Annotated in this window: 29 protein-coding genes; 8 read left to right on the plus strand and 21 right to left on the minus strand. The window is 62.3% G+C overall.

The window, feature by feature from the left end; translation table 11 throughout:
- Positions 1-9 precede the first annotated feature (9 nt).
- A complete protein-coding gene (gene hisI / locus V1475_RS14335) occupies positions 10-402 on the minus strand; it encodes a phosphoribosyl-AMP cyclohydrolase (RefSeq protein ID WP_479413297.1) in 393 nt (130 codons plus the stop codon).
- 65 nt (positions 403-467) lie between these two features.
- Between hisI and V1475_RS14340 the strand changes: the two genes are divergently transcribed.
- Positions 468-932, plus strand: coding sequence for an iron-sulfur cluster assembly scaffold protein (locus V1475_RS14340; protein ID WP_479413298.1), 465 nt, complete (start codon positions 468-470; stop codon positions 930-932).
- 103 nt (positions 933-1035) lie between these two features.
- Positions 1036-2394 (plus strand): methyl-accepting chemotaxis protein, encoded by a 1359-nt coding sequence (locus V1475_RS14345; protein WP_479413299.1) that lies wholly within the window; start codon positions 1036-1038, stop codon positions 2392-2394.
- 185 nt (positions 2395-2579) lie between these two features.
- Here the strand turns inward: V1475_RS14345 and V1475_RS14350 are convergent, their stop codons facing one another.
- From V1475_RS14350 to sciP, 5 genes are all read right to left on the minus strand, one after another.
- On the minus strand, positions 2580-2702 hold the full coding sequence (locus tag V1475_RS14350; protein WP_274377293.1) for a hypothetical protein: 123 nt from the start codon (positions 2700-2702) through the stop codon (positions 2580-2582).
- Positions 2703-2823: 121 nt separating this feature from the next.
- Positions 2824-4917, minus strand: a complete 2094-nt coding sequence (recG, locus tag V1475_RS14355) for an ATP-dependent DNA helicase RecG (protein ID WP_479413300.1) — start codon at positions 4915-4917, stop codon at positions 2824-2826.
- Positions 4914-7067, minus strand: coding sequence for an NAD-dependent DNA ligase LigA (gene ligA / locus V1475_RS14360; RefSeq protein WP_479413301.1), 2154 nt, complete (start codon positions 7065-7067; stop codon positions 4914-4916). The genes recG and ligA overlap by 4 nt, the downstream gene beginning before the upstream one ends.
- Before the next feature lie 147 nt (positions 7068-7214).
- A complete protein-coding gene (gene ctrA / locus V1475_RS14365) occupies positions 7215-7934 on the minus strand; it encodes a response regulator transcription factor CtrA (protein ID WP_434287162.1) in 720 nt (239 codons plus the stop codon).
- Between the two features lie 115 nt (positions 7935-8049).
- Positions 8050-8328, minus strand: coding sequence for a CtrA inhibitor SciP (gene sciP / locus V1475_RS14370; RefSeq protein WP_066709690.1), 279 nt, complete (start codon positions 8326-8328; stop codon positions 8050-8052).
- Positions 8329-8455: 127 nt separating this feature from the next.
- On the opposite strand from sciP, the gene mnmA reads away from it, so the two are divergent.
- Both mnmA and V1475_RS14380 read left to right on the plus strand, forming a co-directional pair.
- Positions 8456-9601 carry a tRNA 2-thiouridine(34) synthase MnmA gene (mnmA, locus tag V1475_RS14375; protein ID WP_479413302.1) on the plus strand — a complete coding sequence of 382 codons (1146 nt, stop codon included), beginning with the start codon at positions 8456-8458 and terminating at the stop codon, positions 9599-9601.
- 1 nt (position 9602) lies between these two features.
- On the plus strand, positions 9603-9983 hold the full coding sequence (locus V1475_RS14380) for a lysozyme inhibitor LprI family protein (RefSeq protein ID WP_479413303.1): 381 nt from the start codon (positions 9603-9605) through the stop codon (positions 9981-9983).
- Here V1475_RS14380 and V1475_RS14385 read toward each other — a convergent pair whose 3' ends face one another.
- Positions 9984-10280 (minus strand): c-type cytochrome, encoded by a 297-nt coding sequence (locus V1475_RS14385; RefSeq protein ID WP_479413304.1) that lies wholly within the window; start codon positions 10278-10280, stop codon positions 9984-9986.
- Between the two features lie 107 nt (positions 10281-10387).
- Here V1475_RS14385 and V1475_RS14390 point away from each other — a divergent pair, with 107 nt between their 5' ends.
- Positions 10388-10657 (plus strand): zinc ribbon domain-containing protein, encoded by a 270-nt coding sequence (locus V1475_RS14390; RefSeq protein ID WP_479413305.1) that lies wholly within the window; start codon positions 10388-10390, stop codon positions 10655-10657.
- 38 nt (positions 10658-10695) lie between these two features.
- On the opposite strand, the gene lpxB is transcribed toward V1475_RS14390, so the two are convergent.
- From lpxB to pyrH, 13 genes are all read right to left on the minus strand, one after another.
- The gene (gene lpxB / locus V1475_RS14395; protein WP_479413306.1) at positions 10696-11916 is read right to left on the minus strand and encodes a lipid-A-disaccharide synthase; all 1221 of its coding nucleotides are present in this window, start codon (positions 11914-11916) and stop codon (positions 10696-10698) included.
- On the minus strand, positions 11913-12695 hold the full coding sequence (locus V1475_RS14400) for an LpxI family protein (RefSeq protein ID WP_434287156.1): 783 nt from the start codon (positions 12693-12695) through the stop codon (positions 11913-11915). The genes lpxB and V1475_RS14400 overlap by 4 nt, the downstream gene beginning before the upstream one ends.
- 7 nt (positions 12696-12702) lie before the next feature.
- Complete coding sequence (gene lpxA / locus V1475_RS14405; protein WP_479413307.1) at positions 12703-13503, minus strand: acyl-ACP--UDP-N-acetylglucosamine O-acyltransferase; 801 nt, start codon at positions 13501-13503, stop codon at positions 12703-12705.
- 10 nt (positions 13504-13513) lie between these two features.
- Positions 13514-13981 (minus strand): 3-hydroxyacyl-ACP dehydratase FabZ, encoded by a 468-nt coding sequence (fabZ, locus tag V1475_RS14410; RefSeq protein WP_096804959.1) that lies wholly within the window; start codon positions 13979-13981, stop codon positions 13514-13516.
- Positions 13982-14137: 156 nt separating this feature from the next.
- On the minus strand, positions 14138-14740 hold the full coding sequence (locus V1475_RS14415; RefSeq protein ID WP_479413308.1) for an OmpH/Skp family outer membrane protein: 603 nt from the start codon (positions 14738-14740) through the stop codon (positions 14138-14140).
- 12 nt (positions 14741-14752) lie between these two features.
- Positions 14753-17107 (minus strand): outer membrane protein assembly factor BamA, encoded by a 2355-nt coding sequence (bamA, locus tag V1475_RS14420; protein ID WP_479413309.1) that lies wholly within the window; start codon positions 17105-17107, stop codon positions 14753-14755.
- Positions 17108-17295: 188 nt separating this feature from the next.
- On the minus strand, positions 17296-17427 hold the full coding sequence (locus V1475_RS14425; protein WP_434287151.1) for a hypothetical protein: 132 nt from the start codon (positions 17425-17427) through the stop codon (positions 17296-17298).
- 213 nt (positions 17428-17640) lie between these two features.
- Positions 17641-18987, minus strand: a complete 1347-nt coding sequence (gene rseP, locus V1475_RS14430) for an RIP metalloprotease RseP (protein ID WP_479413310.1) — start codon at positions 18985-18987, stop codon at positions 17641-17643.
- Between the two features lie 15 nt (positions 18988-19002).
- Complete coding sequence (gene dxr / locus V1475_RS14435; RefSeq protein ID WP_479413311.1) at positions 19003-20166, minus strand: 1-deoxy-D-xylulose-5-phosphate reductoisomerase; 1164 nt, start codon at positions 20164-20166, stop codon at positions 19003-19005.
- Between the two features lie 9 nt (positions 20167-20175).
- Positions 20176-20865: a phosphatidate cytidylyltransferase gene (locus V1475_RS14440; protein ID WP_479413312.1), complete on the minus strand. Its 690-nt coding sequence runs from the start codon at positions 20863-20865 to the stop codon at positions 20176-20178.
- The gene (locus V1475_RS14445; protein ID WP_434287147.1) at positions 20862-21590 is read right to left on the minus strand and encodes an isoprenyl transferase; all 729 of its coding nucleotides are present in this window, start codon (positions 21588-21590) and stop codon (positions 20862-20864) included. The genes V1475_RS14440 and V1475_RS14445 overlap by 4 nt, the downstream gene beginning before the upstream one ends.
- Positions 21591-21683: 93 nt before the next feature.
- Positions 21684-22244, minus strand: coding sequence for a ribosome recycling factor (frr, locus tag V1475_RS14450; protein ID WP_066709640.1), 561 nt, complete (start codon positions 22242-22244; stop codon positions 21684-21686).
- Positions 22245-22313: 69 nt separating this feature from the next.
- Positions 22314-23063 carry a UMP kinase gene (gene pyrH / locus V1475_RS14455; RefSeq protein ID WP_434287146.1) on the minus strand — a complete coding sequence of 250 codons (750 nt, stop codon included), beginning with the start codon at positions 23061-23063 and terminating at the stop codon, positions 22314-22316.
- Between the two features lie 39 nt (positions 23064-23102).
- On the opposite strand from pyrH, the gene miaA reads away from it, so the two are divergent.
- The 3 genes from miaA to V1475_RS14470 all read left to right on the plus strand — a co-directional run bounded on the left by miaA (position 23103) and on the right by V1475_RS14470 (position 25956).
- Positions 23103-24086, plus strand: a complete 984-nt coding sequence (miaA, locus tag V1475_RS14460; protein ID WP_479413313.1) for a tRNA (adenosine(37)-N6)-dimethylallyltransferase MiaA — start codon at positions 23103-23105, stop codon at positions 24084-24086.
- A gap of 174 nt (positions 24087-24260) precedes the next feature.
- Entirely contained in the window at positions 24261-25172 is a 912-nt protein-coding gene (locus tag V1475_RS14465) for a helix-turn-helix domain-containing protein (protein ID WP_479413314.1), read from the plus strand.
- 61 nt (positions 25173-25233) lie between these two features.
- Complete coding sequence (locus V1475_RS14470) at positions 25234-25956, plus strand: NAD(P)-binding domain-containing protein (protein ID WP_479413315.1); 723 nt, start codon at positions 25234-25236, stop codon at positions 25954-25956.
- Positions 25957-26049: 93 nt separating this feature from the next.
- On the opposite strand, the gene V1475_RS14475 is transcribed toward V1475_RS14470, so the two are convergent.
- Positions 26050-26580, minus strand: a complete 531-nt coding sequence (locus V1475_RS14475) for a hypothetical protein (RefSeq protein WP_479413316.1) — start codon at positions 26578-26580, stop codon at positions 26050-26052.
- Positions 26581-26595 lie beyond the last annotated feature (15 nt).

Consider the following 26595-nt stretch of genomic DNA (forward strand, 5'->3'; position numbering starts at 1 on the left):
CAAAAATACTCACATCATCGGTTTCATCAACTCGACCGCCTCACCGTTCTGCACCGAACGGTAGAAACACGAGCGCCGGTTGGTATGGCAGGCAGGCCCCGCCTGATCGACCAGGACGAGAATGCAATCCATGTCGCAGTCAAAGCGGAAATCCACCAGCGTTTGCAGGTGGCCGGAGGTCTCGCCCTTGACCCAGAACGCCTGACGCGAGCGCGACCAATAGGTCACTTTGCCGGTCTCCAGTGTCTTGCGCACCGAAGCCTCGTTCATCCACGCCATCATCAAGACCTCGCCCGTCGCATGGTCCTGTGCGATGGCCGGGATCAGCCCCTTGTCGTCGTATGTCAACTGAGCGGCATCGAATGCGCCAAATCTCTCGTCGCTGCACGTAGCGCTGCACATGGGCCTGTCCTTTCCAAGCGGGAACGTTTGCCCTATCTATGAAACCCGATCCCGAAAGGCAAACCATGTCCGCACAATCCTCGACCGAACTCGCGCAACTCTATTCCGGCACGCTTCTGGCGCTTGCGGCGGCGATCCCGCTGACCGGGCGGCTCGACGCACCGATGGTCTCGATCAAGGAGCGCGCGCCCTTGTGTGGCTCGACCGTGACCGTCGATATGGATGTCAAAGACGGACGCGTCACCCGGTTTGCTCAGGACGTGAAAGCCTGTGCCCTGGGTCAGGCGGCAGCCTCCGTGCTCGGGCGGCACGTCATCGGCCGCACAGAGGCCGAACTGATCCGGGCGCGCGACGAGCTTTCGGCCTTTCTCAAGGGAAACGGCCCTGTGCCCTCCGCCCCCTTCGAGGGGTTCGAGGCCCTCCTTCCCGCCCGCGACTTCAAAAACCGTCACGGTTCCATCCTTCTGGCGCTCACCGCCACCTGTCGCGGCTTCGAAACGCTGGAAAACCTCTCCAAAAATCCGGACTGACTTAACCGAAGCGTAAGACCCATGCGCCATGATCCGGAGCAATCCGGAGGTGTTCATGATTCCAAATCCCGAGTTTGACGGGGCCCAACCCGCAGATCAGCGCATGACGAAGCTCGCCGATTACGCGGGCCGTCTCGGTTTCGAAGTGGTCGATATCGCGGGTTTCCTCGATACGGTCGACCGCCAATCGCAAGACCAGATCCGCACTCTGAGCGAGGCGCAGGCCGCCGCATCCGACGTGATGACAGCCAATGGTGCGGTGCGCAGCGCTTTGGCCTCCGTCACCGGGATCACCGATCAGACTCTTGAAAAGGTCGAGGGGTCCGTGGCCTTCGTGCGTGAAAGCGGTCAGAAATCGCAAAGCGTCGCCGCGTGGGTACAGGAACTGGCCGAACGCATGGAACGCGTCGCGAAATCGCTCGAGGCGGTCGAGGCCAACAATGCCCATATCGCCGACATCGCCCGTCAGGTGAACATCCTCGCCATCAACGCCAAGATTGAGGCGGCGCGCGCCGGAGACAGCGGTCGCGGTTTCGGCGTCGTGGCGGAGGCGATCAACGAATTGTCGCAGAAAACCGCGCGGGCCGCGGGCGCGATCGAGGAAAACATCTCCACCCTGTCGACCTGGGTCGGGAAACTGCGCGACGAGGCGGGGACCGTGTCCACGGATGCCTCTCATGTCATTGCCAATGCGACCGAGGCGGATCACGCCCTGACCGGTATCGCCGATGGGGTCCGCCAGACCCATTCCGCCACCCGAACCATGGCCCATCAGGCTGAGAAAGTGCAGGACGCGGTGGAGAAATTCCAACCCGCCTTCGATACGATCGGCACCATCGCACACGATACGGCGGAGGGTATCCATATCGCCAACACGCGTGTCGAAAAGCTGGTCGACACTTCGGAAACCATCTTCCAGACCGCCGTGGCCCTCGGCGGCGCCAGTGAAGACCGGTTCTTCATCGACAAGACCCGTCAGGCGGCGGCAGAGATCTCCGCCCTCTTCACCGACGCCCTCGCCTCCGGCCGGATTTCGCACGCCGATCTGTTCGACCGCAGCTATACGCCGCTCGCCGGCACCAATCCGGCACAGCATATGGCGCGTTTCACACAATTCGCCGATGACGCTCTGCCGGAGGTTCAGGAGGCGATGCTGTCGATCGATCCAAAGGTCGTGTTCTGCGCCGCGATCGACCCGAACGGCTATCTGCCGACTCATAACAAGAAATTCTCGCAACCACAGGGCAAGGACTCGGCATGGAACGCCGCCAATTCACGCAACCGTCGTATCTTTAACGACCGCGTCGGTCTCAAAGCCGGGCGCAACACCGAGCCCTTCCTGTTGCAGGTCTATCGCCGCGACATGGGCGGCGGAAAATTCGTCATGATGAAAGACGTCTCCGCCCCGATCTTCGCCGACGGGCAACATTGGGGCGGGCTGCGCCTCGCCTACACGTTCTGAACAAAAGAAACCGCCGCACTTAGGAACGAAGGCGGCGGCAGTCGGATCTGAGCTCCGCAAAACGGTCGGTGGGATGAGGTGCACCGCTGACGGGAACAGGTGAGTATCAGCAGAAAGCCGGATGCGGGTCGGGGTCAGATCTCAGGCAGAATAGAAATGGCACGAGGCGTCTCGATCGGCAGCGATCAAAGCAACGCTGGCAAGGACAAGCCCCCCATGAGGATGACAAGCAAGGCCACCGCACCGAGCATATCTTCGAACAGCGTGGCTTGCGAACGGGCGACTACGGATTTCAGGTCGTTGATCATGGCATCCTCGGCATCATGGTTAATGACTTGTTGCCAATTTGTTCTCATATTGCCCGAAGTCTGTAAAGAACTTTTTGAGAACATTTGCGAACAAAATGGAATTACACGATGTGAATTCCGACTAACCCACTGAAATCAAACGGATCGCCTCATCCTTACCCATGAGCCACAAAAGAACACGCACTGCCGCACCGCGGTCGGTCGCAAGTTTCGGATCGTCATGCAAAAGCTTGCGCGCATCCGATTGCGCCAATGCCATCAGCGCCGATTGCCGCTCCAGATCGGCCACACGAAACCGCGGCAGGCCGGATTGCGCCGTGCCGAGGACATCACCCGCCCCACGCATCGCAAGATCTTCCTCGGCAATGCGAAACCCGTCTTCCGTCTCGCGCAAAAGCTCCAAACGCCGCCGACCGCTTTCGCCAAGCGGCGGTTTGTACATCAGCAAACAGGTCGAAGCGACATCGCCCCGCCCGACCCGACCGCGCAACTGGTGCAGCTGCGCCAGCCCGAAATGCTCCGCCCGTTCGATCACCATGATCGAGGCATTGGGCACGTTGACCCCCACCTCGATCACCGTCGTCGCCACCAAAACCGCCAGACGCCCGGCGGCGAACGCCGCCATGGTCCGGTCCTTGTCTTCTGAGGCCATCTGACCATGCACGATCCCGACATGGTCCTCGCCAAAGGCCGCGCGCAGGGCTTTGAACCGCTCCTCGGCGGCCATCATATCGACCACTTCGCTTTCCTCGACCAGCGGACAGACCCAATAGGCCTGCCGCCCCTGCGCAATCGCGCCCCGGAGATGGGCGATCACCTCGTCCATCCGCTCGACGGAACTCAGCGCGGTCTTGATCGGCGTCCGTCCGGGCGGTTTTTCGTCCAGAACCGACACATCCATATCGCCATATTGCGCCAGCGACAGCGAGCGCGGGATCGGCGTTGCGGTCATCACCAGCACATCCACCGCCTGACCCTTTTGCGACAGCGCCAGCCGTTGCGCCACGCCGAACCGGTGTTGTTCATCGATGATCGACAGGCGCAGATCGTGAAATTCCACATCCTCCTGAAACACCGCGTGGGTGCCGACCAGAATGTGAATATCGCCACGCCGGAGTGCGGCAAGTTTCTCTTCACGCGCGCGCCCCTTGTCCCGCCCGGTCAACAGCTCAAGCACCACACCCGCCGCCTCCGCCATCGGGCGCAACCCCTCAAGGTGCTGACGCGCAAGGATTTCCGTCGGCGCCATCATGACACCTTGCCCGCCCGCCTCCACCGCGACCAGCAGGGCCATCAACGCCACAAGCGTCTTGCCGGATCCGACATCGCCCATCAACAGCCGGTTCATCCGCTGCGGCCCCGCCATATCGGCGGCGATTTCCTCCATCGCGCGCGCCTGCGCCCCGGTCGGACGATACGGCAGCGCAGACAAAACCTTCCCCCGAAGCGCGCCGTTGCCCTCATTCGCCCGCCCCTTGCCGCGCCGCACCTGCGCCCGGGCCAGAGCCAGCGTCACCTGATGCGCGAACAATTCGTCATAGGCCAAGCGTTGCCGCGCCGCACTGGTTGGCGCGATCTCGCTTTGCGACAGGGGCCGGTGCGCCTGATCCAGCGCCACGTCGAAATCCGGCCAGCCTTCGCGCGCTTTCAGCGCCGGGTCGATCCATTCCGCCAGTTCCGGCACCCGCTCCAAGGCCGCCGCACTGGCTTTGGCCATGGTTTTCTGCGTCACGCCCGCCGTCAGCGGGTAGACCGGTTCGAACCCCGGCAACTCCCCCGCCTCCTCGGGCGGCAGGATGTGATCGGGATGCGGCATCTGGAACTGGCCATCGTACATCTCGACCTTGCCGGAGATCAGCCGCCGCTCGCCCACCGGCAATTGCGCCTCGATCCATTTCGGCGCACCGCGAAAGAACACCACCTGAAACGCCAACTCCCGGTCCTCGACGAGCACCCGATACGGCAGCCCCTTGCGGCTCGGCGGCTGGTGGCGCAACACCGTGACCTCGACCGTCGCAATGTCGCCGGGGACAACCTCGCGCAGGCTGTCGCGCCGTCGCCGGTCGACCACCGCGTTGGGCAGGGTGAACAGCAGATCGCGCGGGCGTTCGATCCCAAGCGCGGGCAAGAGCTTCGCGGTTTTAGGTCCGACACCCGCGAGGGTTTCGAGACCCGCGAACAGCGGAAACAGGATATCCGGCCGCCCCGAACTCATGCGTCCCCGATCAGCGCAAGCCAGCCGTCTTCGTCCAAGAGTTCAATGCCCAACTCGCGGGCTTTCTTTTCTTTCGATCCCGCCCCGGGACCGGCCACCACCAGATCGGTTTTTGCCGAGACCGAGCCTGCAACCTTCGCGCCAAGCGCCTCGGCGCGGGCCTTGGCTTCGGCGCGGGTCATTTTTTCGAGCGTGCCTGTGAAAACCACGGTTTTGCCGCTGACCGGACTGTCATTTTGCGGTTTTTCCGCCTCGATGGGCCGCAGATGCGCGACCAGACGGTCGATGGAGGCGCGTTCGGCCTCTTGGTGGAAGGTGGTGATCACCGAGGTCGCCATGACCTCGCCCACACCGTCGATCGACAGCAGATCGTCCCATTCCGCACCGGTCCAGACGGTGGCGGATTTCATCGCAGCCTCGAAATTTTCCCAATTTCCATAATGGGTTGCAAGAAGGTTTGCAGAACTTTCTCCAACGTGCCGGATGCCCAGACCGAAGATCAGCCTGGCGAGCGGAATGTCGCGGCGGGCGTCGATGGCGTCGAAGAGGTTGAGGGCGGATTTCTCGCCCCAGCCTTCGCGGTTCTTCAGTTGAGACAGGTTTCCGGGGCCGAATTTTGCTTTGAGTTCAAAGATATCGGCGGGTTCTTTCACCCAACCGTCTTTGTAGAACTGCTCCACCTGTTTCGCACCAAGACCTTCGATGTCGAACGCGCCGCGCGAGACGAGATGTTTCAGCTTTTCAACGGCTTGTGCGGGACAAATCAACCCGCCGGTGCAACGCCGCACCGCGTCGCCCTCTTCGCGGAGCGCATCCGATCCACACTCGGGACAGGTTGTCGGAAAAGCGTATGGCAACGCGTCGGACTTGCGTCGGGCAAGATCGACGTCGGCGACCTTCGGGATCACGTCACCGGCGCGGTAGACCTGCACCCAATCGCCGACGCGAATGTCCTTGCCGCCGCGGATCTCTTCGCCCTTGCTATCGAGACCCTTGATGTAATCCTCATTGTGCAGCGTGGCATTCGAGACGACGACACCGCCGACGGTCACCGGGGTCAGACGCGCCACCGGAGACAGCGCCCCGGTGCGACCGACCTGAATGTCGATGGCCTCCAACCGGGTCCAGGCGAGTTCCGCCGGGAATTTATGCGCAATTGCCCAACGCGGCGTGGTGGAGCGAAACCCGAGACGGTGTTGCAGGTCGAGCCGGTCGACCTTGTAGACCACCCCGTCGATGTCATAGCCGAGCGTGGCGCGCTGCGCCTCGATCTCGTGATAATGCGCGATCAGCTCTGAGAGGTCGGTGAAGCGCTTGGTCAACGGGTTGGTCTGAAACCCCAGTGCGGTGAGGCGGTGAATCGCGCCCATCTGAGTATCGGCAAGCGGTTCGGAATGTTCTCCCCAGGCATAGGCGAAGAATTTCAGAGGCCGCGCCCGGGTGATTTCGGCATCGAGCTGGCGCAGGGACCCGGCGGCGGCGTTGCGCGGATTGGCGAAGGTCTTGCCACCGCGCTCGGCATGGCGGGCGTTCAGCGCCTCGAAATCGGCATGCGACATGTAGACCTCGCCGCGCACTTCGAGAATCTCGGGGAGAATCTCGGGCGCACCGGTCAGCTCCTGCGGAATGTCGGCGATGGTGCGGGCATTGGCGGTGACATTCTCGCCGACCTCGCCATCGCCGCGAGTGGCGGCCGAGACGAGTTTGCCCTGCTCGTAGCGCAAAGAGAGCGACAGCCCGTCGATTTTCGGCTCGGCGGTATAGGCGATTTCCCCGGGAGCGCCGAGATATTTGCGCACGGAGCGGTCGAATTCCGCCACATCCTCGTCGTCGAACGCATTCGCGAGCGACATCATCCGCACGGCATGGGTGATTTTGCCAAAGCCTTCGGAGGGCGCGGCTCCGACCTGTTCGGTCGGGCTGTCTGCGCGTTTCAGCTCGGGAAAACGGGATTCGATTTCGGCATTTCGGCGCTTGAGCGCATCGTAATCGGCATCCGACATCACCGGCGCATCGTCCGTATGATAGGCCGTGTTGGCCCCGGCCAAAAGATCCGCGAGCCGCGCAAGCTCCGCACGCGCCTCTTCCACGCTCAGCGCAGAGCTGGCTTTTGTCGCAACGGATTTTTCCTGTGCCAGATCGTCAGCCATGAAAATACCTCCCCGCAGATGCCTCTCTCTGATTTAGGAGAGGGGCGCGGGGAGGTCCAGTCTGATATCCAAGAAGGGGAGAAAACGTCTCGACGAGTTACAAACCGGCGACGCAGAAATCGCCGGGCACGCAGTCTTCAAAGAGGCTCAGGCCCCGATCGCCATCTGTTCGTCGCCATGGCCGCTGCCGGGTTCCGGATCGCGCAGCACATAGCCACGGCCCCAGACGGTCTCGATGTAATTCGCGCCGTCGGTGGCGTTGGCAAGTTTCTTGCGCAGCTTGCAGATGAACACGTCGATGATCTTGAGCTCGGGTTCGTCCATGCCGCCATAGAGATGGTTGAGGAACATTTCCTTGGTCAGTGTCGTGCCCTTGCGCAGCGACAAGAGTTCGAGCATCTGATATTCCTTGCCGGTCAGATGCACCGGCTTGCCGCCGACAGACACGGTTTTCGCATCGAGATTGACCTCGATCTTGCCGGTGCGGATCACCGATTGCGAATGGCCTTTCGAGCGGCGAATGATGGCGTGAATGCGGGCGACCAGTTCCTCGCGGTGAAACGGCTTGGTCAGGTAATCGTCGGCACCGAAGCCGAAGCCCTTGATCTTGTTTTCGGTATCGTCGGCCCCCGACAGGATCAGGATCGGCGTGTCGACGCGCGCGAGGCGCAATTGCCGCAGCACCTCATGGCCGTTCATATCGGGCAGACCGAGATCGAGAAGGATCAAATCGTAATCATAAAGTTTCGCGAGATCGATCCCCTCTTCGCCAAGGTCCGTCGTGTAGACGTTGAGGTTGGCGTGCGACAGCATCAATTCGATGCTTTTCGAGGTGGTGGGATCGTCTTCGACCAGCAAAATACGCATAACCTTGGCTCTCCGTTTTTCTTCCAATGACGTTCTTGTTGCGTTCGCTTGTTAGGAAGATGGCTAAAAATGGTTAACTACACGTTACCAGATTTAACCTTTTTCGGATTTCAACTCAAGGTTGTCTATATTTCTGCACAGAGGTGGCTTTTAACGCCGCTTCGCCATGTTCCGTGATCGCATTTTTCCACGAATTGAACTCCTCTTCGGACAATCCGTACATTTTCAACGCCTCGGTGACGGGAATCAGTCCGAAGACGACGCCCTTCACCACGGCGGCCTTGCGCGAGGCGACCCAGCGGCGGGTGTCCTTCGGCGGCAGGTCGGCACGGGTCATGATCGACCCATCGGGAAGGGTCACCGCACGGGGGCCATCGACTTTCTTGAGATACATAACGCTCACCCTCATCTTGAATTGCACAGCCTTTGTGCCGCAATCCTCTTAATGGGGGGTGAAGCCGGGACTTGAGAATAGCTCGAATTTTCTTATATAGCGGGGCAGTTCCCGAAAGGATTTGTTCATGTTTGACGACGGCGCACACCCGCTGAACTCTTTGGGCTTTGCCAAGCCCCCCAAGGACACCCGCGTGGTCGTGGCCATGTCGGGGGGCGTAGACTCGTCCGTCGTGGCGGCGCAATTGGCCGAAGAAGGCTATGACGTGGTGGGGGTGACATTGCAGCTCTATGACCACGGCGCGGCCCTGGCCAAGAAGGGCGCGTGTTGTGCGGGGCGTGACATTCACGATGCGCGGCGCGTCGCCGAAGAGATGGGCTTCCCGCATTATGTGCTCGATTACGAGAACATCTTTCAGGATGCCGTGATCGACGAATTCGCCGACAGCTATCTGGCGGGGGCCACACCCGTGCCCTGCATCCGCTGCAACGAACGCGTAAAGTTCAAGGATCTGTTGAACACGGCCAAGGATCTCGATGCCGATTGCATGGCGACCGGGCATTATATCCAACGCGTGATGGGCGAAAACGGGCCGGAGCTGCATTCGGCGGCGGACCCGAACCGCGATCAGAGCTATTTCCTGTTCTCGACCACGCCGGAGCAACTCTCCTATCTGCGCTTCCCGCTTGGGCATCTGCCGTCGAAGGATGCGACGCGGGCGCTGGCGGCCAAATATGGCCTGTCGGTCGCGGACAAGCCCGACAGTCAGGACATCTGTTTCGTCCCGAATGGCAATTACGCGCAGGTGATCGAGAAACTGCGCCCCGGTGCGGCAGAACCCGGCGAGATCGTCGACCAGAACGGCAATGTGCTGGGCACCCATAAGGGCGTCATTCACTATACGATCGGCCAGCGCCGCGGGCTTGGCATCGGCGGGCTTGCCGATCCGCTTTATGTGGTGAAACTCGATGTCGACAACCGGCAGGTGGTTGTCGGCCCGAAAGACATGCTGGCGACCCGGACCATTCCGGTGCGAGAGATCAACTGGCTGGGCGATGAACCGTTTATGTCGCGCAAGGAATGGGTTCTGGACGTCAAGGTGCGCTCGACCCGCCCGCCACGCGAGGCCATCATGCGCCCGATCTCGGAGACCGAAGCAGAGGTCGAACTGGCCGTCGCCGAAGAAGGCGTCTCGCCAGGGCAGGCCTGTGTGTTCTATGATCCCGAAAGCCCGCGCATCTATGGCGGCGGCTGGATCTGGAAAGGACGCTGAGATGAAACGCCTCGCTTTGATCGCCCTTCTGCCGGTGGCGGCTTTCGCCGATCCGTCGACGGAATGCTCTATCGGCCTCGGGTCGCAGGTCGAAATCGCCGATTGTGTGGCCGAGACCGAGGAAAAGGCGAACGCGGCGATGGAGATCATGCTGGGCTTTGCCCGCAGCTCCGCGCAGGAGCTCGATGAGATCACCGGGCGCGACGTTGCCCTGCCCGCTCTGGAAGCGTCGCAAACCGCGTGGCTAACCTACCGCGATGCGCAATGCGACTCTGTCGGCGCGGGCTTTGGCGGCGGCTCCGGCACGGGGATCGCAATCCGGTCGTGCCGGGTCGAACTGACCCGCGCACGCACCAAAGAGATCGAAGCGCAAATCCGCTGATCACTCGCGCTGAGTGGGAGACAGGCTTATGAGATAGGCGGCCAGATCGGCATTGTCCTGATCGGTGCGATCCTGATCGAAGCGCGTCTTGTGGCTGGCCAGAAACGCCGCGACTCGTGGCGCATCCTCCGGCGCGAGGACCATTTCCAGCGCCACGCCATGACATCGCGCACATTTCTCGGCATAAATCTCCGCCCCACGGGCGGTCTCCGCGACCAAATCCCCGACCGTCAGGTCATCGGCCTGTACCGACAGGGCACAAAACATCAAAACAACATAGAAAACGGCTCGACCCATCGCACACCTCCGGCGATCACACTACGCCTCGAATTGACCGAGCGCAAAGAATCGCCGCGATGAGTCGCCTTAGCCTTCTCCTCATGGTTGCAATGGAGGGCTGCGCCATGACATCCCCGATGAAATTCTGCCAAAGCTGCGGCATGCCTTTGTCCCAAGACCCCTTGGGCGGCGGGCGCAACATCGACGGCACAAGATCCGACCATTTCTGCTCGTTCTGCTACCTCGATGGTCAATTCGTCGATCCCGAGATGACCGTCCATGACATGCAGGATCTCTGCGCCGAAAAACTGCGCGGACACGGCACCATCCCGCTGATGGTCTGGCTCAAAACCCGCCACATCCCGCATCTCGAACGCTGGCGCAGCGCCGCCTGACGCGCGCGCGTTCCACGTTTCCTTTGCTGTGAAAATACTCACTCCGCGGCTTTGGCCTCGGCAATGCCTTCGAGCACCGCCCGCGCCGCCCGCAGCCCCGGCGCGTCCTGCCCGCGCCCGAGCCGCTTCATGGTGAGCTTCATGGCCGCGCGCTGATCGTGGCCCAGCGTGTTGACCACATGCGACAGGCTCGCGGCGATTTTTTGCGGCACACAGTTCGGACCAAGGAATTCCGGCACCACACGGGTCTCGGAGACGAGATTCACCAAAGTCACCGTGTCGACCAGGAGCTTGCGTTTGACGATCTGTTCGGTCAGCCAGTTCATCCGATACGCGATCACCATCGCCGTGTCATTGGCCGCCAGTTCCAAAGACACCGTGCCCGACGCCGCCAGCGCCACATCCACGCCCCGGAAGGCGACAGTCTTGCTCAGCGGGTCGGTGAACAATTCGACCTCGACGGGCCAATCCTTGATCGCCTCGCGCACATGATCCTCAAGCCCCGGCGCGACGGCCAGCCAATAGCCCGCATCGGGGTGGGTCCTGGCAAAAATCCCGAGAGCCTCACCAAAGATCGGCGCGAGGCGGCTGACCTCGCCTTTGCGCGACCCGGGCAGGATCAGGACGATGGGTTTGTTGATCAGGTCGTAAGTGTCCCGAAAGGTCATCACCGCATCGAAGCTCGCCAGCTCCTCGGTCACCACCGGGTGACCGACGAAATCGCACCGGAGACCCTCTTTTTCGAAATAGGGCGGCTCAAACGGAAAAAGCGCCAGCACCTGATCCACCCGTTTCGCCATCTTCGCGGCGCGCTCGGGCCGCCAGGCCCAAACGGTGGGCGCCACATAGTGACAAATCCGAATGTCGCTTTCGGCCTTCACCAGATCGGCGACGCGCAGGCAGAAATCCGGGCTGTCGATGGTCAGCACCACATCGGGCTGCCAGTCGAGAATGGCGCGGGCGACCTCGCGGATGCGGCGTTTCAGGTGGAAATATTTCGGCAGGATTTCCGCGATGCCCATGAGCGACAGCTCGGACATGGGAAACTGGCTCGAAAGCCCCTCCTCCGCCATGCGCACGCCACCGACGCCGCGAAACTCGACATCGACCAGCGATTTGAGCCCGGCCATCGCCGCCGCCCCCAACTTGTCGCCCGAGGCCTCGCCCGCAACGACGAAAACCTTGACCTTTTGGCCCGCGAACCTGTCGGCGACATTGTCCCGGTTTTTCGCGCCGTCTTCTTTCTGGCTTCGTTTCATTGCGCTTTCAGGAACAGCCCCGCCTCCTTGATGCGCGCCTTGACGCGCTCTTGTTCAAGGACGATCACCCGCCCGGCCGGCACCACGATGCCCCCGATCCCGGCGGAAATCACTTTCTCCACCGTCTCGATGCCGATCGTCGGCATGTCGATGCGCAGATCCTGCCCGCGTTTCGGCGCCTTGACGAAAACACCCTTGGCACGGCGCAACCGTTCGGGTGTTGCGCCCACGAAAGACAGCATCGCATCCGTGCCCTGCACCGTCTCGATCCCCAACATCTGACCGCCTGCACAGACCGCGCCCTGGCCCACGTCGAGAGGCGACAGGGCGTCGAGCACCGCCTGCGCGCGCGCCGCGTCGTCGAGGTCTTCGCGCGACGGTTTGCGGCCCCAAAGCGTGTCGGGCGCAAGCAAAAGATCGGGGCAAATCTCCGTCGCAGCCCGGATCAGAAAGCCCTGATCCTCGAACAGCGCCAGAACCTCGCGCAGGAGCGCGTCGTCGCCCTTGCCGAGTTTGCGGGCGAGGCGAAAAGCGTGGTGATCCAATTTCATCGGATTGACCTTGGGCCGCGCCATCGCGCCCGCAAAGACCACGGCCCCCACGTCCTGCGCCTTCAGATCCTTGAACAACCGCCCGAGTTTCTCGATCCGGGCGGTGACATGGTCGATCCCCGCGGGCACCGCGGTCTCGTCGAGCGTGACATAGACCGGATGATTGAGCGCCTCGGCCAAAAGCCGGGGCAACACGCCCGATCCGGCGATGATCGCGGTTCGGGTCATGCAGGCCTCACTTCGGGGTCAGGAAGCCACGGTCGCTCTCGCCCATGACGAAGGCCACCATGCGCGCGACGTAATCGCTGTCGAAATCTTCCGTCAGACGCTGGGCGCGGTCCTTGAACGAACCTTCGCCCTGTTTCAGCATCTGAAACGCCGCGCGAAGCTGGTTGATGTCGTCGCGGTCGACGCCTTTGCGTTTGAGACCCACGAGGTTCAGCCCATCCAACTCGGCGCGCGGCCCCTGCACCAGCGCATGCGGCAGCACGTCTGCCGTGACCATGGAGAGCGCGCCGACGATGGCGCCCTGCCCGATCCGCACCCATTGGTGGATGCCCGACAGCCCGCCGATGATCACATCGTCCTCGATATGGCAATGACCCGCGACCGCAACCGAGTTCACAAGGATCACCCGATCGCCGATCTGCGCGTCATGGGCGACGTGGCAGGAGGACATGAACAGCCCGTCATCGCCGACGCGCGTCACGCCGCCACCGCCCTCGGTGCCGGTGTTCATCGTGACGTATTCGCGGATGCGGTTGCGTTTGCCGATGACCAGTTTCGTCTCTTCGCCCTTGAACTTGAGATCCTGCGGGATCTCGCCGATGGAGGCGAATTGGAACACCGTGGTGTCCTCACCGATCTCGGTGTCGCCGGTGACGACGACATGGGATTTGAGCGTGACCCGGTCGTGCAGGCGCACCTTCGGCCCGACAAGGCAGAACGGGCCGATCTCGCAGCCCGCGCCGATGACGGCGCCCTCTTCGATCACCGAAGACGGGTGAATTTTGGCGCTCGGGTCGATCATGCTCATCGTCTTGCCCTCAGGATTTCGGCGTCAGGTCCATCATCGCGGTGAACTCGGCCTGACAGGCCAGTTCGCCATCGACCTCGGCGCGGCCGTCGAATTTCCAGACCTTGCCACCGCCGCGTTTCACCGTGACATGCATCTTGAGCTGATCGCCGGGAACCACTTTGCGGCGGAATTTCACGCCGTCGATGTTCATGAAATAGACGTTGAACACCTTGTCGGCCAAATCCATATGGACGCCGACCATCACCGCCGCGGTTTGTGCCATGGCCTCGACGATGGTCACGCCGGGCATCACCGGTTCGCCGGGGAAATGGCCCTGAAAATGCGGCTCGTTATAGGTCACGTTCTTGATGCCCGTGCAGCTTTCCGGGCAGACGATGTCCACCACGCGGTCCACCAACAGAAACGGGTAACGATGCGGCAGGATGCGCTGGATCAGGTCGATGTCGGCTGTGGTCGGTTTGGTGGTCTCGGTCATGTCTTGTCCCCGGCTTGGCTCTGGGCCGTCTTTGTCTCAGGGCCGTCCTCACACCGCGAACCCGTCCCCGGTCCGGCCCGCACGCGGCCCTTGAGCGGGCGGGATGGCATTTTCCCACAATCCTGTAACAATCGCGGCAAGGGCTGACAAGCGCCCTCAGTCCGGCTCCGTTGCCGCAGGCGCTTCGGTCGAAGGTTCTGCCGCCTCCGCGTCGAGCCGTTCGATCAGAAGCCCCGAGACGTCGATCGCCCCACTCATCAGGTAGACCTGCCCGCGCTCGAACACCAGAACCGCGCCGAAATCGCGCGCGAGGCCGGTCAGCGCCGTGTTCATGTCTTCTTCAAGCACCGACAGTCCGTCGTCATATTGCGTCTGGATCGCCTGCGCCTTGTGGTCCTGCTCGACCCGGATCGCCACGACCTTTTCATCGAAGGCCTGCGCCCGGCTGCGGAACTCCGTCGGGTTCAAACTGTTGCGAATGTCGGCAAGCGCCTGCTCCTCGGCCTCAAGCTCATCGGCGATGCGCTTGTTCTCCTCGAGAAGCTCGGTGCGCGCGGCCTCGACCTTGGCCTCAAGCGCCGCGCCAGAGACGCTCTGGGCCACGACCCGAGAGCGATCGAACACCAGCACCGGAAAGACCAGCTTGGTCCTGACCTTCTCCGCCTCCGGCGACACCGCTGTCGCGCCGTCCTGCGCCTGCGCCTGTGCCGTCACCGGAGCGAGGCACAGGGCACTGATCAGAACCGCCGCAAGCCGCATCCCAAGCCCCCGTCAGAAGCTCGAGGAAATGGTCAGGTCGAAGCTCTGTTCCTGATCGTACTCTTCCTTGTCGAGCGCCTTGGTGAAGTTGAAGCGCAACGGCCCCATCGGCGTGGTCCAGAAGATCGAGGCCCCCACCACGGAGCGCCAGTTCAGATCGTCGGAGCCCGCGATGATATCCGTCGTGTCATCCAGCCCCCAGACAGAGCCATAGTCAAAGAACAGGCCCCCGGAGAGACCGTATTCCTCGGGCAGACCGAGCGGGAAATTCGCCTCCAGACGCGCCACGGCATAATAATTGCCGCCAAGCGCCAGATCGTTGTTGGACGACCGCGGCCCGATGCCACCCGGTTCGAAACCGCGGATGACCGAGGAGGAGTTGAAATAGCGGTCGGTGATCCGGCTGTCGCCATCGGCGTCGATCACCCCGCCCTCGAAGGTCGCCCGCAGCGTCACCTCTTCATGCCAGACCTTCATCTCGCCGGTGATCTCGGCCGAGGTCTTGATGTAATCCGTATCGCCCCCGATCAGACCGGCAAAGTCCTGACCGAACTTGAACAGCATCCCGGCATTCGGGTTCAACCCGCTGCGACGGGTGTCGTAGCTGTAGGAATAGCCCAAGGAATGGGTCGTGAGACGCCCGGCGTCGATGTCGTTCTGGATCTGCACCGGATAGGTGTAACCCGCGTCGGTATAATCCTCGTCCTCGACGATCTCGGCAATCTCGCCCCGATAGTTGACCGTCAGCGCCCCGTTTTCCGACACCGGGAAGGTCAGGCGCGGCGACACATAGGCGCGGCGGGTGATATATTCGGCATAAGAGGGTTGCGAGGTCCCAAGCCCGGCAGAAATACCGAACGCCACATCCCGGCCAAGAAAGGCCGGTTCAACGAAGTTGAAGGTGAGGCTGCCATCTTCGATATCGGTGGTCAGGTTGAAGGACAGGCGCTGCCCGCGCCCGAGGAAGTTCGCCTCGCTGAAAGACGCGATCAGGTTGGCACCTTCCGAAACGGAATAGTTGCCCCCGAAGGAGAACGACCCCGTCGGTTTCTCCGTCACGTTCACATCGACGATCATCTGATCCTCGGCAGAGCCCTGACGGGTGTTCACGTCGGCATTGGAGAAATACCCCAGCGCCCGGATACGGTCCGCCGCCTCGCGAATTTCACGCGGGTTGAACGGGTCGCCCTCCACGGTCTTGAATTTCTGCCGCACCACCCGGTCGAGCGTGGTGGCGTTGCCCTCGATGTCGATGCGCTCGACGAAAACCCGCGGCCCGCGCTCCAGCACGAATTCGATGTCCAACGTCTGGGTCCGCTCGTTGCGCGTCACCCGCGGCGAGACACGCAGGAAATCGATCCCCTTGTCCGTCGCCAGAGTTTCCATCCGTTCGATGGTGTTGTCCACGGCGAGCGGCGAATAGGTCTGGCCTTCACGGATCTTGTTGACCTTGAGGAATTCGGCGCCATCGGCCTCGGCGATCTCGGAGGCGACGGAAATCTTGCCGAACTCGTATTTCTGGCCCTCACGCAGGTTGAAGGTCATGAAATAGGCGTTGCGCTCGCGGGAAAACTCGGCGGCGACGTTCAGCACCTGGAAATCGATATAGCCACGCGAGGTGTAGAAATCGGTCAACACCCGCTTGTCGAACTCGACGCGGTCCTCGGCATAGGTGTCGCGCCCGACGATGAAGCGGAAAAATCCCGCCTGCTTGGTCTCGAGCACCCGGCGCAACCGGTTGTCGGAATAGCTGCGGTTGCCGACAAAGCTCAGACGCTCGATCTCGACGCCCTTGCCCTCGGTCACCTCGAACACCACATCGACGCGGTTTTCCGGGCGGCGAATGATCTTCGGCGTCACCGTGGCGACGAGCTGGCCCTTGACCTCATAGGCCTCGGTGAGCGCGGCGGCGTCGGCCTCGACGGTGGCGGGCGAATAGACCCGACGGACTTTCGTTTGCAAGGCCGACATCAGCGCGTCGTCGGACACTTTCTTGTTGCCCTCGATGGAGATCGCGGAGACCACGGGGAATTCCACCACCTTGATCACAAGCGTATTACCGCGCGGGATGAATTCGACGGTCTCGAACAGGCCGGAGGCCAGCACCTTCTGATAGGCGTCGTTCAGCTCGGCTCCAGAGACGCCCTGACCGCGGGCGATTCCCGCATAGGACAGGATCGTGTCCGGCGACACCCGCTGCGCGCCCTCGACGGAGACATTGGTGAATCGGTAGGCCTGAGCCGCGGCCGGGATCGGAAACGCCGTGTAAGACACGGACGTAACAGCGAAAGCTGCGAAAGACAGAGCAAAAGCGCGGGCCGCGAAACGCGTTGCCCCACGGGTCGGACGATCATTGAATGCGAACATGGCAGCTTTCTCGAAATTCCCCACAAGTCCCTAGCTGAGTACCGGGATTGCCGCCCCTTGTCAAAACGGAACGCGCCGGTTTGACCACAGCATAAAGGCCTTCGCCGAAAGCGAAAGCCCTTCATCTTGTTTTCAGGGAAAAATCAGCGCGGTTCCGCCGCCCGACCGCACTGTGACGCGACAGCGGTTCAGAGGAACAGGTGACCGAAGAACGATCCCGCCGCCAGCGCCACGACGATGGTCGCGGCATAGAGCAGACGGTCCCAGTTGAGATCGGCGAGTTGGCTGAGGCTGCGGTAGCTTGCGCGGATTGCGGTCATGTCTGGCTTCCACTGAATCGCGAGACGGCGCGGATCATCCCGACGCCGAAGAGGGGCGCCGAGAAGCGTCCCGCCTGCGCCTGCTTTACGCGCCGAATGTGGCAGGATTTGGACCGTTTTGCCGTTTCGCAGCTTTTCGCAGAAAAAACTTACGCCCGGATCAAGTCCGATCCGGGCGCAATAACAGGAGGCAGAGACAGGGCTGCGTTCAGATCACTTGCAGAACAGATCCGAACTGAGCCCCAGAACCATGAAGCCCATGATCACCACCATGCCGACGGTCATCATCACGCCGACGGCCCGGTCCGGCAGGGGTTTGCCGCGCACCGCCTCATAGGCGTAGAATACCAGATGCCCGCCATCGAGCACCGGAATCGGGAAGAGGTTCATCAGACCGATCGCGGTCGACAACATGGCAACGGTCCACAAAAAACTGCTCGCCCCGTCGGAGGCCGAGGTCGACACCACCTCGGCGATGCCCACCGGCCCCGAGATGTTGCAGGCAGAAATCGCCCCGGTGATCATATGCCCCAGCCCCGACAGCGACATGGTGATGATCTGCCAAACCGCACCGATCCCCGCAGCCATGGCCTCGCCAATCCCCACCGGTTCGGAGCCCACGGTGAACAGCATGCCGCCAGTGATGCCGATCAGCCAGCGGGTCTCGAACCCGCCATCCGCACCCGGAACATCGCGGCGACGCGGCTCCAGCGTGGTCTCGAATGTCTCGCCCCCGGCCTCGGTCGGACGCCAGATCGTGAGCGTCATCGCCGCGCCGTCATGGCTGCCGACATAGTCCTGGAGGTCCCAGAAGGTCTCGACCGGTTGGCCGTCGAGCGCCGTGATCACGTCGCCCGCCTTCAGCCCGGCATCGCGCGCCGCCGATTTCGGAGAAATGCCCGCAACGATCACCGGATAGGGGTAAGGCCCTTCGACCGTCACGTCCTGCCCGTCGCGCAGCACGGTGTAGGACACCCGCGCCGCACGCGGCAGCGTGTCAAGAAAGCCTGACATTTCCTCCGGCGCGGGCACTTTGATGCCTTCGATCGCGAGGACTTCGTCACCGGATTGCAACCCGACCTCAGTGGGCATCGGCTGCACTTTTTCGATCACAAGCGTGTCGGCGGCCTTGCCGATGCTCAGCACGAAGGCGGTGAAGACGAGGAAAGAGAAGATGAAGTTGAACACCGGCCCCGCCGCCACGGTGAGCGTGCGCGCCCACAACGGTGCGCCGGGCATGGTGTGGCGGGCCTCGTCGGCGCTCAGCCCCTCGATGGCATGGGCATCGGGGGCGGAAGCGGCATTGGCGTCGCCCGCGAATTTCACATAACCGCCAAAGGGCAACGAGGCGATTTGCCAGACCGTGCCGCGCTTGTCGGTGCGTTGCCAGAGCGGTTTGCCGAATCCCAGCGAGAACACATCCGCCCTGATGCCGCACCAGCGCCCGACGATATAATGGCCGTATTCATGCACCGTGACGATGATCGACAGGGCGACGATGAAGAACACCAGCGTGAAAGCGCCCCCGCCCAGACTGTTCAACAGGCTGCTCAAATCCATAGTCTCCAATTCCCCTCAGGCTGCTTTCAGGTCGAAAACCCGTGCCCGTGCCTCTTTATCGGCTTCTAAAATCGTCTCCAAGCTCAGAGCGTTAACCCGAAGGCTCACACCGGCTGACATTTCCGTCAACACCCGCTCCACAAGCCGCGCCATGTCGGGAAACCCGATCTTTCGGGCGATAAAAAGGTCCAGAGCCGCCTCTTTCGCGGCATTGAACACCGCACCCGCCAATCCGCCCGTCGCCATCACCTCGCGCGCCAGTCTGAGCGCCGGGAAGCGGATCTCATCGGGGGCCTCGAACCGCAACTGGCCCACTTTCGCCAGATCGAGCCGTTCCACCGGCAGGTCGCGCCGCTCGGGCCAATGGAGCGCATAACCGATGGCATGGCGCATATCCGGCGCGCCGAGATGCGCCATCAGCGCCCCGTCGCGGAACCCGACCAGCGCATGCACATAGGAACCGGGATGCACCAAAACCTCAATTTGCTCCGGGGCGAAACCGAAATATTCTTTGGTCTCAATGATTTCGAGTGCCTTATTGAACATCGAGGCGGAATCAATCGTGATCCGCTGCCCCATATCCCAGGACGGGTGCTTGCAGGCCTGCTCCAGCGTTGCGCCCTTGAGCTGCTCCAGAGACCAGTCGCGGAACGGCCCGCCGGAGGCGGTGATGATCACGCGCTCGACTTCGGCCGGATTCTCGCCCACGAGGCCCTGAAACACCGCCGAATGCTCGCTGTCGACCGGCAGGATGCGCGCACCCTGCTCTTTCGCTGTGTCCATAAGCAACGGCCCGGCGGTCACAAGGCTTTCCTTGTTGGCCAGCGCCAGCGTTTTGCCGTGACGCAGCGCGTGCAAACCGGGGGCCAGCCCCGCCGCGCCGACGATGGCCGACATGAACCAGTCGACCTCACGGTCCGCCGCCTCGATCAGCGCCACGTCCCCCGCCGCCGCCTCGATCCCGGTCCCCGAGAGCGCCGCGCGCAATTCCGGCAGCCGGTCCTCATAGGCGGTGACGGCCACCTTGGCCCCGAGATCTATGGCATCCTGCGCCAGACGCGCGATATTGCCGCCACCGGTCAGCGCCACCACGTCATAGGCCTCACGGTCGCGCCGGATCAGATCAATCGTCGATTGCCCGATGGAGCCCGTCGCCCCGAAAATCGAAATGCGTCGCATGCCTCTGCCTCAGCCGAAAATCGTCGCGAGAATGACGTAAAGCGCGCCCACGGCCAAAAGCGCGTCGAACCGGTCGAGCACGCCGCCATGACCGGGAATGATGTGCGAGCTATCCTTGACGCCCATGCGCCGCTTGAGCGCGCTTTCAAGCATATCGCCCAGTTGCGAGGCGAAGGACAGCACCATGGCCGAGGTGACGAAGAACCACAGCCGCACGAAACCTTCCGGCATATAGGCGTGCGTGTAATAGGCAAAGATCATCGCCCCGACCCAGCCGCCAAGAATGCCCGACCAGGTCTTGTTCGGACTGATCCGCGGCCAGAATTTCGGACCGCCCAGCGTCTTGCCGACAAGATAGCCAAGGCTGTCTGTCACCACCACAAGCCCGATGGCATAGAGCAAAAGCACCCGCCCGCCCTCCGCGGAAAGCGAGATGAGCCCGAGACAGCCCAGAAGCAACACGACCAGATAGAGCGCCAGCATCGGCTGGTCTCCCGGACCGAAGCCCCCTGCCGCCTGTTTGATCCGCGCCATGCGCCAGAGCTCCCAAAGCCCGATCAAACCGACCGCGATCACCAGAACGGTGAAGGCCAGATGCCCCGACAACACCGCGCCCAGCCCCACGGCGACCATCACCACCGCGGACAGAAGCCGCGGCGCCAGATCGCGCCATTTGCCGGGTTTGGGCGCCGCGCTCATGACTTCACCCCCCCGAAGCGGCGATCCCGGCCCGCATAGCGCGAAACGCATTGGGCAAAGACATCGGCGGTGAAATCCGGCCAGAGCGTGTCGATGAACTCATATTCGGAATAGGCCGATTGCCACAGAAGGAAGTTCGAAATCCGCGCCTCGCCCGAGGTGCGGATGACAAGATCCGGGTCCGGCAACACGCGGGTGTCGAGATAGCGGGTCAGTGTGGTCTCATCGACGGTCTCCGGGTCCAGCTCGCCCCGCGACACCTCACAGGCCAGCGCCCGGACCGCACGCGCCACCTCGTCGCGGCCGCCGTAATTGATCGCAATGGTGAGATGCACCTTGGTGTTGTCTTTCGTGACCGCTTCGAGATCGTCCATCAGGGCCTGAAGTTTCTTGTCGAGCCTGAGCCGGTCGCCGATGAACCGCACCCGCACCCCCTCGGCCACAAGGCCCTTCATCTCGTTCTGGATATAGCGGCGAAACAGATTCATCAGCCCCGAAACCTCGGTCTGGGTGCGTTTCCAGTTCTCGGTGGAAAAGGCGAAGATCGTCAGGTACTCGACGCCGAGATCGGGACAGGCACGGACAATCTCCTTGACCCGTTTGGCCCCGGCATGGTGGCCGAAGAGACGCGGTTTGCCCCGCGACTGCGCCCAGCGACCGTTGCCGTCCATGATGACGGCGACATGTTTCGGCCCGCCCATGTTCTTTGGCGTCTGGTCGCTCATCGCGTATCTCACTTTACTCTACAGCGGAAGCGCCCGGGCGGGGCGCTTCGCAATCGCATCGGTCGTCCCGCAGGGCCACGGCCCCGACGCGGATCACACCTGCATGATCTCTTCCTGCTTCGAGGCAAGATGTTCGTCGATCAGCTTGATATGCTTGTCGGTCAGCTCCTGCACCTCGGATTCCCAGAATTTCTGGTCGTCGTCGGACATGCCGTCCTTGTTCTTCTTGATTTGCTGCATGCCGTCCTGACGCACGTTGCGCACGGCGACGCGGGCGTGTTCGGCATATTGACCGGCGACCTTGGTCAGTTCGCGGCGGCGCTCTTCGTTCAGCTCCGGGATCGGCAGCATGATGATCGTGCCATTGAGCTGCGGGTTGATCCCGAGCCCGCTCTCGCGGATCGCTTTTTCGACCTTGTTGACCATCGACTTATCCCAGACGTTGATCGTCACCATGCGCGGCTCCGGCACGTTCACCGTGCCGACCTGGTTGATCGGGGTCATCTGACCGTAGGATTCGACCATGATCGGTTCCAGCATCGAGCCAGAGGCGCGACCCGTGCGCAGCGAGGCGAATTCCGTGCGCAGATTGGAAATTGCGCCATCCATCCGTTTTGCCAGATCGGCGGTGTCGAGTTCGAACTCTTCAGACATGGGTGTTCCCCTTCTTATCTCTCGAATGCCTCCCCGAAGAAAGGCGCATCGCCGGTGCTTATAGCCGGATCAGTTCACCAATGTATAGGTGCCTTCGCCCGCCAGGATCGAGCAGAAGCCCCCCGGCGCATCGAGCGGGAAGACGATCAGCGGCAGTTTGTTGTCGCGCGCCAGCGCAATCGCCGAGGCATCCATCACCTTGAGATTCTTGCGCAGCACCTCGTCATAGGTGACGTGATCGTAGCGCTTGGCATCCGGGTTGGTTTTCGGGTCCTTGTCATAGACCCCGTCCACCCCGTTCTTGCCCATGAAGATCGCCTCGCAGGCCATCTCATTGGCGCGCAGCGTCGCCGCCGTATCGGTAGTGAAATACGGGTTGCCGGTGCCCGCCGCGAAAATGCAGATCCGCTTTTTCTCAAGGTGACGCACGGCGCGGCGGCGAATGTAAGGCTCCGCCACCTCGTTCATCGTGATCGCCGAAATCACCCGCGTGTGAATGCCGAGCGCTTCCAAAGCCGCCTGCATCCCCAGCGCGTTCATCACCGTGGCCAGCATCCCCATGTAATCCGCCGTCGTGCGCTCCATCCCCTGCGCCGAGCCCTGAAGCCCGCGGAAGATGTTGCCGCCGCCGATCACCATGCAGATCTCGACCCCGAGATCGTGCACCGATTTCACCTCGCGCGCGATGCGTTCGACGGTCGGCGGATGCAGCCCGAAGCCCTGATCGCCCATGAGCGCCTCGCCCGAGATTTTCAGAAGCACACGTTTATATTTCGTGGCAGGGTGGCCCTTGCCCGGCTCAAGCGCAGCGTCGCTCATCAGATGTCCCCGGTTTTCGATGTCGTTGATGGCGTCAAAATGGTCGAAAATCCCGGCAGGATCAATGCGCCCTTCGCAATAATTTTCCCCTTTTGCCTCTGGACAAATGCGCCGTGCAATGCCACCCGCGAAGACATGACCCTGCCGTTCGACATATCGCCCGACCAGCCGGTGCTGATCGCCGGTCCGACCGCCTCGGGAAAATCCGCGCTGGCGCTCGAGATCGCCTGTGCGCAGGGCGGTGTCATCGTCAATGCCGATGCGCTGCAAGTGTTTGAAAACTGGCGCGTTCTGACCGCCCGCCCGTCTCTTGAGGATGAAGCGAAAGCGCCGCATGCGCTCTATGGCCATGTAGCGGGCGACGCCCAGTATTCCGTCGGGCACTGGCTGCGCGACATCGCGCCCTACCTGTCCGGTCCGCAACGTCCGATCATCGTCGGCGGAACGGGGCTTTATTTTGCAGCGCTCACCGAAGGGCTGGTCGAGATCCCGGAAACCCCGGCAGAGATCCGCGCAGGCGCCGACGCCCGGCGGTTCGACGAGGGCGGTCATGCCGGGCTTCTGGCGGAATTGGACGCCGAAGACCCCGAAACCGCGCAAAAGATCGACCGGCTCAACCCGATGCGGGTGCAACGCGCCTGGGAGGTCTTGCGCGCCACCGGCCGCGGTCTGGCCGCCTGGCAGGCCGACACGCCGCCGCCCGCCCTGCCCCTGTCCGCCTGCTTTCCCATCGTGATGGAGGCCGACCGCGACTGGCTCAACGCCCGCATTGCGCAGCGATTCGAAATCATGCTGCGCGACGGCGCGTTGGATGAGGCCCGCGCCAATCTCTCCTCCTGGGACCCCGCTTTGCCCTCCGCCAAGGCCATCGGCGCGCCGGAACTCATCGCGCATCTCTTGGGCGAGATGACGCTTTCGGAGGCAAAAGAGGCCGCAACCATCGCCACCCGGCAATATGCCAAGCGTCAGCGTACATGGTTTAGAGCGCGCATGAAGGCCTACCACAAGATATCGCTGCCCTGAGCAGCGCTAGCGGGCAACCCAAGAAAAAAACATATCACATTGAAAATACAAGATTTTCTTTGACAGCCCCTTCTGCGACGCTAGGGTCGGCCAAGTTGTACAAACCGAACACGATCCTGCGCCATGCCCGAGAGCTTTTCGAGAAAAATTTTCCAAACCCCACCTCTGGGGCAGATGTCCAAAGTCACAGAACAAGTCACGACGGATGCATCCCCGCTCCCCGAGACCCCGAAAAAGCGCAAGCTGCGCACGCCGGACATTCCCGACATCCCCGCCCAGCCCGCCTATCGCGTGCTGCCGCTGGGGCGCGGTTCGAACACGCTTTCGACGGCGGAGAAATGGCGCATGCAGGCGATGCGCAGCCACCGCAGCCCGACACTTCTGTGGTTCACCCGCGGTCAGGGCCGGATCACCGTCTCCGGCGTCACCCGCGGTTTCGGCCCGCACAACCTTCTGTTCCTGCCGACCCGCACCATGTACGGCTTCGAGCCCGTCGGTCAGGTCATGGGCTACCGCGTCCACCTGCCCGACGATGTCACCCTCGGCCTGCCCGAAGAGCCGCTGCACATGCGCTTTCGCGAAGTGCATCAGCAAAACGAGATCACAGGTCTGATCGAAGCGCTGCAACGCGAGATCGAAGGCCATCAGCCGGGCCGCGACCGCGCCATGGCGCTTCAGGCCGGGATGATCGCCGTCTGGCTCGAACGTCAGATGTCGGTGATGCCAGATTACGACATGGCCCCCGACGCCTCCCGCCGCCTCGCCGCCGCTTTCACAGCCCTTGTGGAAAGCGAGCTGCGCGAGGGCCATTCGGTCGGCCATTACGCCGCAGCCCTCGGCGTGACCCCCACGCACCTGACCCGCGCCTGCAACATCGCCTGCGGCCGCTCGGCTTCGGCAATCCTCGCCGACCGGCTGCATTTCGAAGCCCGCCGGATGCTGCGCGAAACCGACCTGCCGGTGAAATCCATCGCCGAAAAACTCGGCTTTCACTCTGCGGCCTATTTCAGCCGCGCGTTCCACAAACACACCGGCCTGTCGCCGAGGGACTTCCGGCACTCCGCCCCACTGCCACTCCGCAGTTGAAACCGCAACACGGTCATTATACCCGATATCTGCAATGGACAAAGCGAAGCGGAGGTGTGCGATGCGTCTTGGTGTCCTTGGGTGTGGAACGATCGCCAGTGCGGCCGTGCAGGGAATCGCGGACGACGGACATGAGATAACCGTCTCGAAACGAAGCCCGCGCCTCTCCGCCGCGCTTGCAGAGAGATACGACAACGTTCGGGTCGCCAGCAATCAGGACGTGGTGGATGCAAGCGACGTTCTGTTTTTGGGCCTCGTGGCCGGGGTCGCGCGCGACGTCCTTGGCGCCTTGCGGTTTCGCGACGGGCAAAGAGTGATCACCTTCATTGCCGGAGCCTCGCTCGAAGAGGTGGACGCCCTGGTGCGCCCGGCCCGCGCGGTTGCGATCATGATGCCGTTTCCCGGCATTGCGCAGGGCGGAACACCGATCATGATGTACGGCGACACCGCGCTGGTCACGGAGATTTTCGGCAAGCGCAATCGCATTTTCCCGCTCCGCAGCCCTGCGGAAATGACGGCCTATCTTTGCGCACAGGCGGTGTTGTCCCCTGTCGCGCGCATGGTCGAAGATGCGGCGGACTGGCTCGGGGAGCGCGTGTCGGACAAGACGCAGGCGGAGACGTTTCTGAGGACGCTGATCGCATCGAACCTGTCGACCACCGCATGCGCACCGCTCATAGAGGCACTGAATACGCCGGGTGGGTATAACCAGACTCTGCGCTTGCATATGGAGGAACAAGGTGTGCGCGAGACGCTCAGAACCGGGCTTTCCAATATGCTTTGAGATGTGTCGTGAGGGGGCAGAATGTCCCCATCTGTCAACAGGGAAAGGCAGGGATACTCCCCAGCCTTTCCCCATTCGAACCGATCAGCCGCCTTACGACTTATCTTCCGCCTGATCCGGCACCAGCCATTCGGTCTGAAGCTCGGAGACATCCGTCACCACCTGATCGGCGAAGGCCATCACCAGCGCGTCGTAAAACGCGGCGCGGTCCGGCGGCACGATGGCGACATTCACCGGCTTGAAGCCCTCAAGCTCCTCGGCCTTGAGCATGATGTGGAATTTCTTCAGCGCTTCATCCGAGCCCGGACCGTCGACATAGACCCAGCCTTCGAGCTGGTTGAACTCGCCGTCATCGCTCAGATAGGTCGCGCCCAGATTGGAAATCTCGGTCACATCAACCCGGACGTCATAATCGCCGCCCTCTTCCATCCGGTCGTTCAGACCGGCGGTGATCGCCAGAGTCAGGTCCTCGGCAATCGCCGGCCAGCGGTCGAGCGCGTTCGCATCGACGGCTTCGAGATTGGCCTCGACCTCGACGGAGGAAATGTCGAGCGGTTCGGCCAGAAGCGGCCCCGCGGTTACGGAAGCGGAGGTCAGAAGAGCAAACAGAACGGTACGTTTCATGTGTCTTATCCTTTC

This window comes from Celeribacter sp. SCSIO 80838 (assembly GCF_056498065.1).